General features: G+C 72.9%; 10 protein-coding genes. 1 reads left to right on the top strand and 9 read right to left on the bottom strand.

Going from position 1 to position 14,795, the window contains the following annotated elements:
• Positions 1 to 36: 36 nt before the first annotated feature.
• The 7 genes from JK364_RS37195 to JK364_RS37165 all read right to left on the bottom strand — a co-directional run bounded on the left by JK364_RS37195 (position 37) and on the right by JK364_RS37165 (position 8,723).
• The gene (locus JK364_RS37195; RefSeq protein ID WP_201855803.1) at positions 37 to 1,608 is read right to left on the bottom strand and encodes an acyl-CoA synthetase; all 1,572 of its coding nucleotides are present in this window, start codon (positions 1,606 to 1,608) and stop codon (positions 37 to 39) included.
• 88 nt (positions 1,609 to 1,696) lie between these two features.
• Positions 1,697 to 2,800 (bottom strand): NAD(P)H-dependent flavin oxidoreductase, encoded by a 1,104-nt coding sequence (locus tag JK364_RS37190; RefSeq protein WP_201855802.1) that lies wholly within the window; start codon positions 2,798 to 2,800, stop codon positions 1,697 to 1,699.
• 109 nt (positions 2,801 to 2,909) lie between these two features.
• Positions 2,910 to 4,466, bottom strand: coding sequence for a phytoene desaturase family protein (locus JK364_RS37185; protein WP_201855801.1), 1,557 nt, complete (start codon positions 4,464 to 4,466; stop codon positions 2,910 to 2,912).
• Positions 4,467 to 4,533: 67 nt separating this feature from the next.
• A complete protein-coding gene (locus JK364_RS37180) occupies positions 4,534 to 6,807 on the bottom strand; it encodes a serine/threonine-protein kinase (protein WP_201855800.1) in 2,274 nt (757 codons plus the stop codon).
• Positions 6,808 to 6,829: 22 nt separating this feature from the next.
• Complete coding sequence (locus JK364_RS37175) at positions 6,830 to 7,780, bottom strand: oxygenase MpaB family protein (protein WP_201855799.1); 951 nt, start codon at positions 7,778 to 7,780, stop codon at positions 6,830 to 6,832.
• Between the two features lie 87 nt (positions 7,781 to 7,867).
• Entirely contained in the window at positions 7,868 to 8,284 is a 417-nt protein-coding gene (locus tag JK364_RS37170) for a VOC family protein (RefSeq protein WP_201855798.1), read from the bottom strand.
• Between the two features lie 10 nt (positions 8,285 to 8,294).
• Positions 8,295 to 8,723, bottom strand: a complete 429-nt coding sequence (locus JK364_RS37165; protein ID WP_201855797.1) for a helix-turn-helix transcriptional regulator — start codon at positions 8,721 to 8,723, stop codon at positions 8,295 to 8,297.
• Between the two features lie 199 nt (positions 8,724 to 8,922).
• Here JK364_RS37165 and JK364_RS37160 point away from each other — a divergent pair, with 199 nt between their 5' ends.
• Positions 8,923 to 11,316 carry an ATP-binding cassette domain-containing protein gene (locus tag JK364_RS37160; RefSeq protein WP_201855796.1) on the top strand — a complete coding sequence of 798 codons (2,394 nt, stop codon included), beginning with the start codon at positions 8,923 to 8,925 and terminating at the stop codon, positions 11,314 to 11,316.
• A 48-nt stretch (positions 11,317 to 11,364) separates the two neighbouring features.
• Here JK364_RS37160 and JK364_RS37155 read toward each other — a convergent pair whose 3' ends face one another.
• Positions 11,365 to 12,543 carry an acyl-CoA dehydrogenase family protein gene (locus JK364_RS37155; RefSeq protein ID WP_201855795.1) on the bottom strand — a complete coding sequence of 393 codons (1,179 nt, stop codon included), beginning with the start codon at positions 12,541 to 12,543 and terminating at the stop codon, positions 11,365 to 11,367.
• A gap of 137 nt (positions 12,544 to 12,680) precedes the next feature.
• Complete coding sequence (locus JK364_RS37150; protein ID WP_201855794.1) at positions 12,681 to 14,789, bottom strand: pyridoxamine 5'-phosphate oxidase family protein; 2,109 nt, start codon at positions 14,787 to 14,789, stop codon at positions 12,681 to 12,683.
• Between the last annotated feature and the right edge of the window lie 6 nt (positions 14,790 to 14,795).

The raw sequence follows: 14,795 nt of genomic DNA, 5'->3' as shown, positions 1-14,795 counted from the left end.
GCCGGATCGGGCGGGCCGTGGCGGCCAGCCCCACCCTCAATGCGGGGTCTGACCCGCGTCGGCCGCACTCTCCCAGTACGGCTGGCGCAGCCGCCGCTTGTAGAGCTTGCCATTGGGGTCGCGTGGCATCTCGGCGATGAACTCCACCGACTTGGGACATTTGTAGCCCGCGAGCCGGGTGGTGCAGTGGGCGAGGATCTCCTCGGCCAGACCGGGGTCCGGCGCATGCCCCTCGGCGGGCTCCACGACCGCGATGACCTGCTCTCCCCAGTCCTCGTGGGGGATCCCGAAGGCGGCGGCGTCGGCCACCGCCGGATGGGTGAGCAGCGCGGCCTCGATCTCGGCGGGGTAGATGTTGACCCCGCCGGAGATGATCAGGTCGATCTTGCGGTCGCGGAGGTAGAGATAGCCGTCCTCGTCCAGGAGGCCGAGGTCGCCGACGGTGAAGAAGTCGCCGATGCGGTTCTTCTCGGTCTTGGACTTGTCCTTGTGGTAGGCGAAGCCCCCGGTGCTCATCTTCATGTAGACGGTGCCGAGTTCACCGGCCGGGAGCCGGCTGCCCTCGTCGTCGAAGATGGCGAGCTCGCTGATCGGCCAGGGTCGGCCGACGGTCCCCGGCTTCTTCAGCCAGTCCTCGGCGGTGGCGAAGGCGCCGCCGCCCTCGCTGGCCGCGTAGTACTCCTCGACACAGCCGCCCCACCAGTCGATCATCCCGCGCTTGACGTGGTCGGGGCAGGGCGCGGCGCCGTGGATGGCGTGGCGCATCGACGAGACGTCGTAGGACCGCTTGACCTCGTCGGGGAGGGCGAGCAGCCGGTGGAACTGGGTCGGCACCATATGGGTGTGGGTACAGCGGTAGGTGTCGATCAGGCGCAGCATCTCCTGGGGCGTCCACTTGTCCATGAGCACCAGGGGATGGCCGATGTGCAGCGAGGAGCTCGCGAACTGCAGAACGGCGGTGTGGTAGAGCGGTGAGCACACCAGATGGACGTGGTCGGGCTCCTCGGCGCGCGGGGTGATCCCGAAGAACCGCAGGAAGCCGCCGAGGTGGCTCTCCTCGGGGAGCTTTCCGGTCAGCGCACGGCGGATTCCGCGCGGCCGGCCCGTGGTGCCGGAGGTGTAGTTCATCACCCAGCCCAGCTCGCGCTCGGCGGGCGGCTCCTCCGGCTGCCCCTCGAGGAGCTCGGCGTACGGGCGGAAGCCGTCGATGGCGCCGACGGCGTAGCGGTGGGTCGCGGGCAGCCCCGCCTCGTCGGCGGCGGCGGCCGCCTGCCCGCCGTAGCGCTCATGGGCGATCAGCACCTTGGCACCGGAGTCGGAGACGATCCAGGCGATCTCGGGGCCGACCAGATGGTGGTTGACCGGCACCAGATAGAGCCCGGCCTGGGTGGCGGCGAGCGCGGCGACGAAGAACTCCACCCCGTTGGGCAGGACGACCGCCAGGGCGTCGCCGCGGCGCAGCCCGGCGGCGCGCAGCCCGGCGACGAGCCGGTTGCACGCGCTGTGCAGCCGCCCGGCGGTCCACTCCTCGCCGTCCGGGGCGATGAGCACGGTGCGGTCGGGCTCGAGCGCGGCCTGGGCCCAGAAGCCGTTGGGTGTAGGGGACATGGCGGTCCGGTCCTCCTTCTGACGGCGGGGTCAGCGGAATGTCGAACAGGGGTGCACGGGTGGGCGGTGGTGTGCGGGGCGGGCGCGGTCAGGCGCGTCCGGCGATGCGGTTGACGCGGTCGATGGCGCGCTCGAAGCCGCGGGTCAGCTCGTCGAAGACCGCCTGCACCGGGCGGACGGAGTCCATCCGGCCGACAATCTGGCCGACCGGCGTCCCGAGCAGCGGTTCCACCTCGTACTTCTGGATGCGTGAGACGGCCTCGGCCACCAGCAGCCCCTGGAGCGGCATGGGCAGTGGGCCCGGGCCGTCCGGGTCCTCCCAGGCGTCGGTCCACTCGGTGCGGAGCTGGCGGGCGGGTTTGCCGGTGAGGGCGCGGGAGCGCACGGTGTCCCCGGATCCGGCGGCGAGCAGCTTGCGGATGAGGGCCGCCGAATGGAGTTCGGCCTCCTCCGTGGTGAGCCAGAGGGAGCCGATCCAGACGCCCTGGGCGCCCAGCGCCAGCCCGGCGGCGATCTGCTCGCCGCTGCCGATGCCGCCCGCGGCGAGCACGGGCAGCGGGTCCACGGCGCGCACCACCTCGGGGGTGAGCACCATGGAGGCGATCTCGCCGGTGTGGCCGCCCGCCTCATAGCCCTGGGCGACGATGACGTCGAGCCCCGCCTCCTTGTGATGGAGGGCGTGGCGGGCGCTGCCCGCGAGGGCGGCCACGAGGATGCCGTGGTCATGGGCGCGGGCCACGACATCGGCCGGGGGTGAGCCCAGGGCGTTGGCCAGGAGTTTCACGGGGTAGTCGAAGGCCACGTCGAGCTGGCTGCGGGCCACCTGCTCGAGCCAGCCGGTGATCCGCCAGCCGGACGCCTCGCCCTCGGCCAGCTCGGGGACGCCGTGCTTGGCGAGGGTCTCCCGGACGAAGGCGCGGTGGCCCTCAGGGATCATCGCCTCGATATCGGCCTCGGTGACGCCCTCCACCTTCTTCGCGGGCATGACGACGTCCAGGCCGTACGGTCTGCCGTCGGTGTGCGCCTCCATCCAGTCGAGGTCGCGGGCCAGCTCCTCGCCCGCGCCGTAGCGGACCGCGCCGAGCACGCCGAAACCGCCGGCCCGGCTGATCGCCGCGGCCACGGCGGGGAACGGCGTGAAGCCGAAGACGGCGTGCTCGACACCCAGCCTTGTGCTCAGCTCCGTCTGCATGAGCGGCAGGATGCCGCAGGGCGCCGGACGAAGGAAGAGTTTTTCTGACGCTACGTCAGATTCGGAGCAAGAAAACCGCGCCCCGGGCCGTCCGGAGGGCTCTCCGGGGTCACTTCTCCAGCACCGCCATGGCCGCGTTGTGCCCGGGGATGCCGCTCACCCCGCCGCCGCGCACCGCGCCCGCGCCGCACAGCAGCACATTGGCGTGGCGCGTCTCCACGCCCCAGCGGCCGGTGCCCTCCTGGGCGTACGGGAAGGCCAGGTCCCGGTGGAAGATGTTGCCGCCGGGCAGCCGCAGGTCGGCGTCCAGGTCCAGCGGGGTCCTGGCCTCGACGCACGGCCGGCCGTCGGCGTCCTGGGCCAGACAGTCGGTGATCGGCTCGGCGAGATGGGCGTCCAGCTCCGCGAGGGTGGCGCGCAGCAGCGCGGTGCGCGCCGCGTCGTTGTCCTCGGTGAACAGCCGGGCGGGGGTGTGCAGTCCGAACAGGGTCAGGGTCTGATAGCCCTCGCGGGCGAGCTCCGGGCCGAGGATCGACGGGTCGGTCAGCGAGTGGCAGTAGATCTCCGACGGCGGCCGGTGCGGCAGCTCCCCCGCGGCCGCCTGGCGGTACGCCTCCTCCAGCGCGCCGTACCCCTCGGCGATGTGGAACGTCCCGGAGAACGCCTCGCGCGGGTCCACCTCGCGGTCGCGCAGCGCGGGCAGCCTGCGCAGCAGCATGTTCACCTTGAGCTGCGCCCCTTCGGCGGGCGGGGCGGGCGGCTCCTCGCCCAGCAGCCGGGCCAGTTCGCGCGGTGCCGCCCCGACGAGTACGTACCGGGCGGCCGCGGTGCCCTCCCCCGCCTCGCCCTCGTACCGCACCTCCGCCGAGGTGCCGTCGGTGGCGATCGACATGACCTCGCGCCCGGTCGCGATCCGCGCGCCCGCCGCGCGGGCGGCGTCGGCGAGGGCGTCGGTGAGCGCGCCCATGCCGCCGACGGGGACGTCCCAGTCGCCGGTGCCGCCGCCGATCACGTGGTAGAGGAAGCAGCGGTTCTGGCGCAGCGACGGGTCATGGGCCCGGGCGAAGGTGCCGATGAGCGCGTCGGTGAGGACCACGCCCCGGACGAGGTCGTCGTCGAACGCGGCCTCGATCGCCTCCCCCAGCGGCCGCTCGAACAGCGCCTGCCACGCCGCGTCGTCGCCGATCCGCGTCCGCAGCTCCTCCCGGGTGGGCAGCGGCTCGGTCAGCGTGGGGAAGACCCGCTCGGCGACGCGCCGGGTCATGCCGTAGAACCGCTCCCAGGACGCGTACTCCCGCTCCGACCCGGTGAGCCGCTCGAACGCGGCGCGCGTCCTGCCCGTGGCGGCGGTGTCCACCAGCAGCCCGGTGGGGCGCCCGCCCCGGACGTCGGGCGTGTACGAGGACACCGCGCGCTTGCGCACCGCGAAGCGCAGTCCGAGGTCGTCGACGATCCGCCGCGGCAACAGGCTGACCAGGTAGGAGTAGCGGGACAGCCGTGCGTCCACCCCGGGATAAGGCCGCGTGGACACAGCTGCGCCACCGGTGTGGCCGAGGCGCTCGAGCACCAGCACGCTCCGCCCGGCGCGGGCGAGGTACGCGGCGGCGACCAGACCGTTGTGACCACCGCCGACGATGACGACGTCGTACGCATCGCTGTGAGACATGCCCTCTGGTTAGCACGCGGTGATCGCCGGGGCCAGGCCGCCCGGGGGTCATCTCGGCCACCGGAGGTCACCTCTGCCGCGCCCGCCGCCCCGCCGTTTCGGCCGTTTCGGCCGTTTCGGCCGTTTCGGCCGTCTCCGCCGTCTCCGCCGTCTCTTCGCGGCGGCCCAGCCGCTCCAGGCAGTGCGCCTCGTCGCCGCGGCTGACCAGGGTGTCGGGATGGTCGGGCCCGAGGACGCGCACGCGGGCGCTGGTCACCCTGCGGTAGCCGGACAGCGCGTCCGACCATCGGCCGAGCCAGCCCAGGGCGACGGCCACCTCGCGACGGCTGACCAGGGTGTCGGGGTGGTCCGGGCCCAGGGCGCGCTCACGCAGGGCGCAGACCTCCCGCGCCTCGGCGAGCGCCTCCTCCCAGCGGCCCAGCCGCCCCAGGCCGACGCCGAGGCCGTGCCGGGCGCGCAGGGTCTCCGGATCGGCCGGGCCCTGGGCGCGGATGCGGTCCTCGACCAGGGCGCGGTAGACCGCGAGGGCCTCCTCGCCCCGGCCCAGCCGCCCCAGACCGGCGCCGATCTCGTAGCGGGCCGCGAGGGTGTCGGGGTGGTGGGGGCCGAGGGTGCGGGCGCGGGCGGCGGCCACCTCGCGGAAGATGCCCAGGGCCTCGCCCCGGCGGTCGAGGCGGCCGAGGGCGCACGCCACCTCGTACCGGGTGACCAGCGTGTCGGGGTGGTCGGGGCCCAGCACCCGGGCGCGGGCCGCGGCCACCCGCTCCGCCATCCGGTACGCCTCCGCCCGCCGCCCCAGACAGCCCAGGTTGAAGGCGAGGTTGTGGCGGCAGCGCAGGGTGTCCGGGTGGTCGGCTCCGATGGTCCGCTCGCGGGCGGCGAGCACGGCGGTGTAGACGTCCTGGGCCTCGGTGAAGCGGCCGAGGCGGCCCAGGGTGAACGCGGTCTCCTGACGGGCGGCGAGGGTGTCCGGATGATCGGGGCCCAGAACGCGCCGACGGCCCGCCGCGACCCGCTCGTACTCGCGCAGCGCGCCGCCGGGGCGGCCCAGGATCCCGAGGGCGAAGGCGATCTCGTAGCGGCTGGCGAGGGTGTCGGGGTGGTCGGCGCCCAGCGCGCGCTCGCGCTCGGCGGCCACCGCGCGGTGGGTCTCCACCGCCTCCGCCCAGCGGCCCGCCCGCCCCAGGTCCAGCCCGGCGCGGTGCCGCGCGGCGAACCGTTCCCGCACCCCGGCTCCCGGCGGGGTCGGCGCGGCCGAGTCGGCGGTGCCGCGGTCACCGGTCCAGGCGCCGGTGAGCGCGGCCGACGCGTCGGGCGGGGTCGCCGACAGCAGCCCCACACCGCCGGTGTGCGCCTTGGACCCGGTGGTCATACGGCGGGCCCAGGCCGGGAGGCGGGGAGCCGGCGGCCCGGCGGTCAGAAGGCGCGGAGCCAATGGTCCCGCGGCCGGGAGCGCGCCGCGCGGCCCGGGGAACGGCGACGGCCACCGGGACGCGCGCCCCGGGGCGATCCGCCCCGCGAACTCGGCGGCGTCGCGCGGACGGTCCTCCGGGGTCTTGGCCAGCAGCTCGAGGACGGCGCGCTCGAACGGCTCGGGGAGTTCGGGCCGGTGGCGGCGCGGCGGGGCGGGCGCGGTGTGGCGGTGGCCGACGAGGATCGCCCAGGCGTCGTCGAGGGCGAACGGCGGCGCCCCCGTGGCCAGTTCGTAGAGCACACAGCCCAGCGAGTACAGATCGCTGCGGTGGTCGACCGGGTCGCCCGCGATCTGCTCGGGCGACATGTAGTGCGGGGTGCCCATGGCGACGCCGGTGCCGGTGAGCCGGGAGGTGAAGCCGGCGTCGTCGCCGAGGCGGGCGATGCCGAAGTCGCAGAGCTTCACGGTGCCGTCGGTGAGCCGCATGATGTTGGCCGGCTTCAGATCGCGGTGCACCACGCCCTGGTCATGGGTGTAGGCGAGGGCCTCGGCCACCTGCTCGGCGATGTCCAGCACCTCGGGGACCGGCAGCGGCCGGCGCGCGTTGTCGGCCAGCAGCCGGCCGAGGTCACGGCCCTCCAGCAGCTCCATGACCAGGTACAGCACACCCTCGTGCTCGCCGAAGTCGTGCACCACGGTGACCCCACGGTGCTGCAGCGCGGCGGCCACCCGCGCCTCCCGGCGGAAGCGCTCGCGCACCACACCGGTGAACGAGGGGTCGTGCCGCGTCCCCAGCGGTTTGAGGCATTTGACGGCGACGCGGCGGCCGAGCGACTCGTCCCGCGCCCGCCACACCTCGCCCATTCCGCCGCGCCCGATCCGGTCCAGCAGCCGGTACCGGCCCTGGATCAGCTTGATGTCCGCCATGCTCCCCCTGCCTTGGCGGAAGTCAGCTCCCGCCGCCCCCGTGGAGACCGGCCGCCAACGGCCGTGCCCCCGTCGCATCCCCGCTGTCCAGTATGGCCGCGTTTCTGCGCAGTTTGTAGGGCGAGGGGCGGCTGCCCGGGCCGAGCCGTTCGACCGCCCGCATGATGTGCTTCGGCGGCAGCTGCCAGCGGGCCGTGGGCGGGATGCAGCGCAGCGCCCCGCCCATCGCCCGCAACCTGCGGGTGACCACCCGCGGCGGAGGCGCCGGGCGCCCGTACAGCGCGTGGGCGTACGGGGGCAGGGTCCCGTAGGCGAGCGAGGCGAAGCGCCCCCAGATCACCTCGCGCGCCGGGACGAGCAGGGCATGGACCGGGGGCCGCCGCAGAAAGGCGTCCACCTCGCGGGCCTCGGGGGTGGCGGCGAGTTCGGGGCGCACCTTCGCGAAGTACGCGGCGAGCTCCGCCGTATCGGCCGGTACGTCGGCGGGGTCGAGGCCGACCAGCCGGGCGGACACCACGTTCTCGGCGACATAGGCGTCCGCCTGGGTGTCGGTGAGCGGATAGCCGGAGCGCCGCATCACATGGAGGTAGGAGTCGATCTCGGCGCAGTGCACCCACAGCAGCAACCCGGGCTCGTCGACGCCGTGCCGGACCCCGGTGACCGGGTCGGTCAGCGAGAGCCTACGGTGAATGCCCCGGACCTTGGCGCCCGCCCGCTCGGCCGCCTCGGTGGTGCCGTAGGTGATGGTGGCGACGAACCGCGCGGTACGCAGCAGCCGCCCCCAGGCGTCCTTGCGGAAGTCGGAGTTCTGGGTGACGCCGCGCACCGCGAGCGGATGCAGCGCCTGGAGGTACAGGGCGCGCACGCCCGCGATCCACATCACCGGGTCGCCATGCATCTGCCAGGTGACGGATCGCGGAGTGTAGAGCCCCGGGTCGCCGTCCGGTCCGCCCCGCCGTATGGCCGCCGCCATGGCCACCACCTCCCGACGGCCAGCCTAGGCGTCAACCGGCCCCGGGGCGGGACCGCCCAGGGGCCACTTCCTGAGCCCGCCCAGGGCTTACTTCTTGAGCGGCTGGGTGAAGCGCAGCAGATTGCCGGCGGGGTCGCGGAAGGCGCAGTCGCGCACGCCGTAAGGCTGGTCCATGGGCTCCTGGAGCACCTCGCCGCCCGCGGCGCTGATGCGCTCGAAGGTGGCGTCGCAGTCGTCCGTCGCGAAGAGGACGCCGCGCAGCAGGCCCTTGGCCAGCAGCTCCGCCATGGTCTGTCTGTCGGCCGACGAGGCGTTCGGGTCGGCGAGGGGCGGTTCCAGGACGATGCTGACGTCCGGCTGCGAGGGCGACCCGACGGTCACCCAGCGCATCCCCTCGAACCCCACGTCATTGCGCACCTCGAGGCCGAGCACATCGCGGTAGAAGGGGATCGCCTTGTCGTGGTCGTCGACGGCGATGAAGCAGGTGGAAAGAGTGATGTCCATGCCGCTCACGCTACGGCCGGGCGGCGGGGCTCGCTTCTCCGTTTCTGACCGGCCTGGTGTGGATCTTGGCCATGCACGCCGGGATGGCGGCCCCGTCGTCATGGCTCCGGGCCCGGTAGCCGCTCGGGCTCTCGCCGACCAGCTGTGTGAAGCGCGAGCTGAACGACCCCAGCGAGGTACAGCCGACCGCGATGCAGACCTCGGTCACCGTAAGGTCGCCACGCCGCAGCAGCGCCTTGGCCCGCTCGATACGGCGGGTCATCAGATAGCTGTACGGGGTCTCGCCGAAGGCGGCGCGGAAGCTCCGCGAGAAATGGCCCGGCGACATCAGGGCGCCCCGCGCCAGCGCCGGGACGTCGAGCGGCTCGGCGTAGTCGCGGTCCATCCGGTCGCGGGCCCGCCGCAGCCGGACGAGGTCATCGAGATCCTGCCGTTTCACCGGCTCAGTTTCCCACAGCGCGGAAAGGAACCGGTCAGTAATGAAGAAGCCCCGGTCACGGGGGCGTGGCTAGTGTCAAGCCACGACCTGCGAATCGGACGTATTGTTCGAAGCCGGTTGTTCGAAGCCGGTCGGGTCGATTCGGGCGACACCGGCGGGGGCCGCGGAGGCGGCCCCCGCCCGAACAGATGGAGACACCATGAGCAGGGCCACGGACAAGGACACGGGGTCGCCTGAACCCCACGCCGCCGACAGCCACGATCTGATCCGGGTGCACGGCGCGCGTGAGAACAACCTCAAGGACGTCAGCATCGAGCTCCCGAAGCGCCGGCTGACGGTGTTCACCGGCGTCTCGGGCTCGGGCAAGAGCTCGCTGGTGTTCGACACCATCGCCGCCGAGTCGCAGCGGCTGATCAACGAGACCTACAGCGCCTTCCTCCAGGGCTTCATGCCGAACCTGGCGCGCCCCGAGGTCGACGTGCTCGACGGGCTGACCACCGCCATCACCGTCGACCAGCAGCGGATGGGCTCCGACCCCCGCTCCACCGTGGGCACCGCCACCGACGCCAACGCGATGCTGCGCATCCTCTTCAGCCGGCTCGGCACACCGCATATCGGCCCGCCCGCCGCGTACTCCTTCAACGTGGCCTCGGTCTCGGCGACCGGTGGCTTCACGGTCGACCGCGGGGCCGAGAAGACGAAGACCGAGAAGGTGAGCTTCAGCCGCACCGGCGGCATGTGCACCCGCTGCGAGGGCCGGGGCACGGTCTCCGACATCGACCTCACCCAGCTGTACGACGACTCCAAGTCGCTCTCCGAGGACCCGTTCACCATCCCCACCTACACCGGGGACGGCTGGGTGGTGCGGGTCATCTCCGAGTCGGGCTTCTTTGACAAGGGCAAGCCGATCCGCGAGTACACCAAGAAGGAGCGGCACGACTTCCTCTACCGCGAGCCGACCAAGGTGAAGATCAACGGGGTCAACCTCACCTACGAGGGGCTGATCCCGAAGCTCCAGAAGACCTTCCTGTCCAAGGACCGGGAGTCGATGCAGCCGCACATCCGGGCCTTCGTGGACCGGGCGGTCACCTTCGCCGAGTGTTCCGAGTGCGACGGCACCCGGCTCAGCGGGCCGGCCCGCTCCTCCAAGATCGGCAAGGTCAACATCGCCGACGCGTGCGCGATGGAGATCCGGGACCTGGCCGGCTGGGTCCGCGGGCTCGAGGAGCCGTCGGTGGCGCCGCTGCTCGCCAAGCTCCAGCACACCCTGGACTCGTTCGTGGAGATCGGCCTCGGCTATCTCTCACTCGACCGGGCCTCGGGCACGCTCTCCGGTGGCGAGGCGCAGCGCACCAAGATGATCCGCCACCTCGGCTCCTCGCTCACCGACGTGACGTACGTCTTCGACGAGCCCTCCATCGGTCTGCACCCGCACGACATCCAGCGGATGAACAACCTGCTGCTGCGGCTGCGGGACAAGGGCAACACGGTGCTCGTGGTGGAGCACAAGCCGGAGACGATCGCCATCGCCGACCATGTCGTGGACCTCGGCCCCGGCGCCGGCACAGCGGGCGGCACCGTGTGCTTCGAGGGCACCGTCGAGGGGCTGCGGGCGAGCGACAGCGTCACCGGCCGCCATCTCGACGACCGGGCCACGCTCAAGGAGACGGTCCGCAAGGCCACCGGGCAACTGGAGATCCGCGGCGCGTCCGCGAACAACCTGCGGGATGTCGACGTCGACATCCCGCTCGGGGTGCTCTGCGTCATCACCGGCGTCGCGGGCTCGGGCAAGAGCTCGCTCGTCCACGGCTCCATCCCGGCCCCGGAGGGTGTGGTCTCGGTGGACCAGACCCCGATCCGCGGCTCGCGCCGGAGCAACCCGGCGACGTACACCGGGCTGCTGGACCCGATCCGCAAGGCGTTCGCGAAGGCCAACGGCGTCAAGCCGGCGCTGTTCAGTGCCAACTCCGAGGGCGCCTGCCCCACTTGCAACGGCGCCGGTGTCATCTACACCGACCTGGCGATCATGCAGAGCGTGGCCACCACCTGCGAGGACTGCGAGGGCAAGCGGTTCAGCGCCCCGGTGCTGGAGTACCACCTGGGCGGCCGCGACATCAGCGAGGTGCTGGCGATGCCGGTGACCGAGGCCGAGGAGTTCTTCGGCAGCGGTGAGGCGCGCACCCCGGCGGCCCACAAGATCCTTCAGCGGATGACGGACGTCGGACTCGGCTACCTCACCCTCGGCCAGCCGCTCACCACGCTGTCCGGTGGCGAGCGGCAGCGGCTCAAGCTGGCCGTGCACATGGCCGGCAAGGGCGGGGTCTACGTCCTCGACGAGCCGACCACCGGACTGCACCTCGCCGATGTCGAGCAGCTGCTCGGGCTGCTCGACCGGCTCGTGGACTCCGGCAAGTCGGTCATCGTCATCGAGCACCACCAGGCCGTCATGGCGCACGCCGACTGGATCGTCGACCTCGGCCCCGGCGCCGGTCACGACGGTGGCCGCGTCGTCTTCGAGGGCACCCCGGCCGACCTCGTGGCCGCCCGGTCCACCCTCACCGGTGAGCACCTCGCGGCGTACGTCGGCGGCTGACCGGGATCCTCATGGGAAGCGCCATGGGAAGTGCCGCCGTGCGGCGGCTCAGCGGCGCACCCGTGGCATCCCCAGCCCGATCCAGGAGATGATCTCCCGCTGGACCTCGTTGTTGCCGCCGCCGAAGGTGAAGACGACGCTGCTGCGGTAGCCGCGCTCCAGCTCGCCGTGGAGGACCTCGCTCGCCGAGCCCTCCTTGAGCGGACCGGCGGCCCCGACGATCTCCATCAGCCAGGCGTAGGCGTCGCGGCGCGCCTCGGAGCCGTAGACCTTGACGGCGGAGGCGTCCTGCGGGGTGAGGGCCTCCCGCTCGAGGGCCTCGACCATCTGCCAGTTGAGCAGCTTCATGGCGTCCAGCCGGGCGTGGGTGCGGGCCAGCCGGCCGCGCACCCAGCCCAGGTCGATCACCCGGCGGCCGTCGGGGAGCTTGGTGTCGGCGGCCCACTGGCGGACGCCGCGCAGGGCGCGGATGGCCATGGTGCCGTGGGCGGCGAGGGTGACCCGCTCGTAGTTGAGCTGGGTGGTGATCATGCGCCAGCCCTCGTTCTCGGCGCCGACGCGGCGGGTGGCCGGGACGCGGATGTCCTCGTAGTAGCTGGCGGTGGTGTCGTGGGAGGCGAGGGTCCTGATGAGGGTGGAGGAGTAGCCGGGGTCGGCGGTCGGGACCAGCAGGATGCTGATGCCCTTGTGGGGTTTGGCGTCGGGGTCGGTGCGGACCGCGAGCCACACCCAGTCGGCGGTGTCGCCGTTGGTGGTCCAGGTCTTCTGGCCGTTGACGATGTAATCGTCGCCGTCGCGCACCGCGCGGGTCTTGAGGGAGGCGAGGTCGGTACCGGCGTCGGGCTCGCTGTAGCCGATCGCGAAGTCGATCTCGCCGGAGAGGACCTTGGGCAGGAAGTACGCCTTCTGCTCCTCGGTGCCGAACCGCATGATGGTGGGCCCGACCGTGTTGAGTGCCATCAGCGGCAGCGGCACCCCGGCCTGGGCCGCCTCGTCGAAGAAGATGAACTGCTCGACCGGGCCGAGCCCGCGCCCGCCGTACTCCTCGGGCCAGCCCACCCCCAGCCAGCTGTCGGTGCCGAGCCGGCGGATGGTCTCGCGGTAGAACCGCTTCTGCCCGGCGGAGTCGGCATAGCGGGCGTAGGCGTCATCGGGGACCAGTTCGGCGAAGTACGCGCGCAGCTCATCGCGCAACCGCCGCTGGTCAGGGGTGTATTCGAGGTCCACGGCCCCTCCTGGAGTCTCGCGTGCGCCATGTCGGCGGGCTGGGAGCGTCCTGGGATCGAGGGGCACGGTAGAACGTGTTCCAACAATACGGAAGGGCCGTGGACCGGGCCGCTCGGTCCGGTCCACGGCCTCAGGTCTCAGCCCTCCACCCGGGGCGGGGTGTCGTCGCCGCCCGGCCGTACGACCCGTACCGGCTGGCCCGGACGCCAGGTGCGCAGCACCATCCGGCCGTTCTCCAGGGCGGTGTGCACCACCTCGGTCACATCGGCGCGGAAGAGGTGGAAGGGCTCGGGCGGGTGGACCTCCTCGGCGAAGCGGGCGAGCGTCCCGGGGTCGGTCACCTCGACCGCCCGGCCGCTCACCCGGACGTCGCCCTCGGTCAGGTCCTCGCCGGGGCCGGGGTTGGCCTGCACCGAGAACCGGGGATCGCGGCGCAGGTCCAGCGCCTTGCGCGACTCCGGCATCATGCCGAGCCACAACTCACCGGAGAGGAAGTTCACTTCGAGCGGGGTCACCCGCGGGGAGCCGTCCTGGCGCAGGGTGGCCAGCACATGGTGGCGGTAGCGCCGGAAGCGGTCCTGGGCGTAGTCGGCGAAGGCGGGCTCGGCCGCCGCGAATCCGGCCCAGCTGGTGGTCGGGTACGTCATCGTCATGGTGCCCATGCTCGGACCGTTTCCGGACGTCTCCTGTCGGGATTTCCGGGCTTCCCACTCCCGCGCCTGGTCCGGGGGCAGATACGCGTTCCACTCGGTGCCCGGCAGCGGATAGGCGACCCAGGTGCGGGCGTAGGCCGGGGGCCGGGCCTGGCCGCGCCGCAGCAGCAGCGCGGTCGGCTCCCGGGCGGCGCGGCGCAGCAGCGAGGGCAGGGTGGCGGACCGGTTGTTCCCGCTGGTCTGGGCGGAGGAGCAGCCCGCGTGGTACGCGACGGGCAGGGCGCGGTCACCGGTCACCAGGCAGGGCGGCCGCAGCCCGAGCCGCTGGAGCTCCTTCGCGGCGGTGCGATAGCGGCCGGTGGTGGCGTCGGACTGCTTGGCGGTGTGGTTGAGGATGACGAACTGGCTCGCCAGATGGAGCGTGATGATCACCCCGAGGGCGACCGCCAGGTGCCGCGGTGAGCGCGCGGCCCGTACGGCGCGGAACACCAGTCCGGCGATCGGCAGCGCCAGCAGCGCGTACGAGGGCATCAGGAAGCGCGGTGCGGAGTAGCCGATGAGCAGCAGATAGGGCAGGGCGAGGGTGGCCGCGCAGGCGACGGGCAGCACGGTGAGCGGTACGGCGGGGCGCCGGACGGCCGGGCGGCCGAGCCCCACCCGCACCCGGCGCAGCTCCTGGCGGTCGCGCAGGGCGGTGTGTACGGCGAGGAGGGTCAGCACGGGCAGCGCCAGCCACCACACGGTCAGCTCCACGTGGCGCAGCGGCACCTCGCAGGGGCGGCACAGCTGGGGTCCGTTGAGGCTGCGCAGCGCGGCGCCGACGCTGAAGTGGAGGCCCATGCCGCCCTCGACGTCGCTGGAGGCACTCAGCCGCTCCCCGATGCCGCCGAAGCGGTCGTACGCCTCGCCGATCCACTGGGCGGCGCCGAGCAGCGTCCCGCCGAGCAGCGGAAACAGGGCGGGCCGCCAGGTGCGCGCCCCGATCGCGCCGATCAGCAGCGGCAGGGTGAGCCATCCCCCGTCGGGGGTGCGCACCAGGGTGACGCCCGCGAGGACGGCGGCCAGCCACCAGCGGGCGTTCGGTTCGTCCGGCACCCGGAGGAACCAGCCGACGGCGGCGACGGCGCCGATCGCCACCCAGAGGTTGGGCATCACCGCGGGTCCGCTGATCTGGGTGATCCACAGCCCGGAGAACAGCAGCGCGGCCAGGGCCACCTGGGGCGCGGGCAGCAGCCGGGTCCAGACCCGGAAGGCGCCGTAGAGCGCGCCCGCGGACAACAGCATCAGCAGGATCCGCAGCGCCGGAATGGAGTCGGTGGCGGACACCAGGGGCGCGACCAGGAAACTGATGCCGCGCGAGCGGGGTGCGCTGAAGTACGCGGGCGGGGTGCGCGGATCGACCTGGGAGACATACACGGACTCGTCCCAGCCCAGCGCGTGGCCGGTGTGCGGGATCACCATGGCGAGCTGGACCACGGCGTATCCGATGGCGACCAGGCCGAGCCAGGGGGCCGGACGACGGTACCGCTGCGGCGGGCGGGGCTGGGGGCGCGGGGGCAGGACGGCGGCCGCCGGTGCGGCAGTATTCTCCATGCGCGC

The sequence above is a fragment of the Streptomyces endocoffeicus genome, assembly GCF_016741935.1.
GTDB classification, from domain to species: domain Bacteria; phylum Actinomycetota; class Actinomycetes; order Streptomycetales; family Streptomycetaceae; genus Streptomyces; species Streptomyces endocoffeicus.
This window is presented reverse-complemented; position numbering and strand designations above follow the sequence as displayed.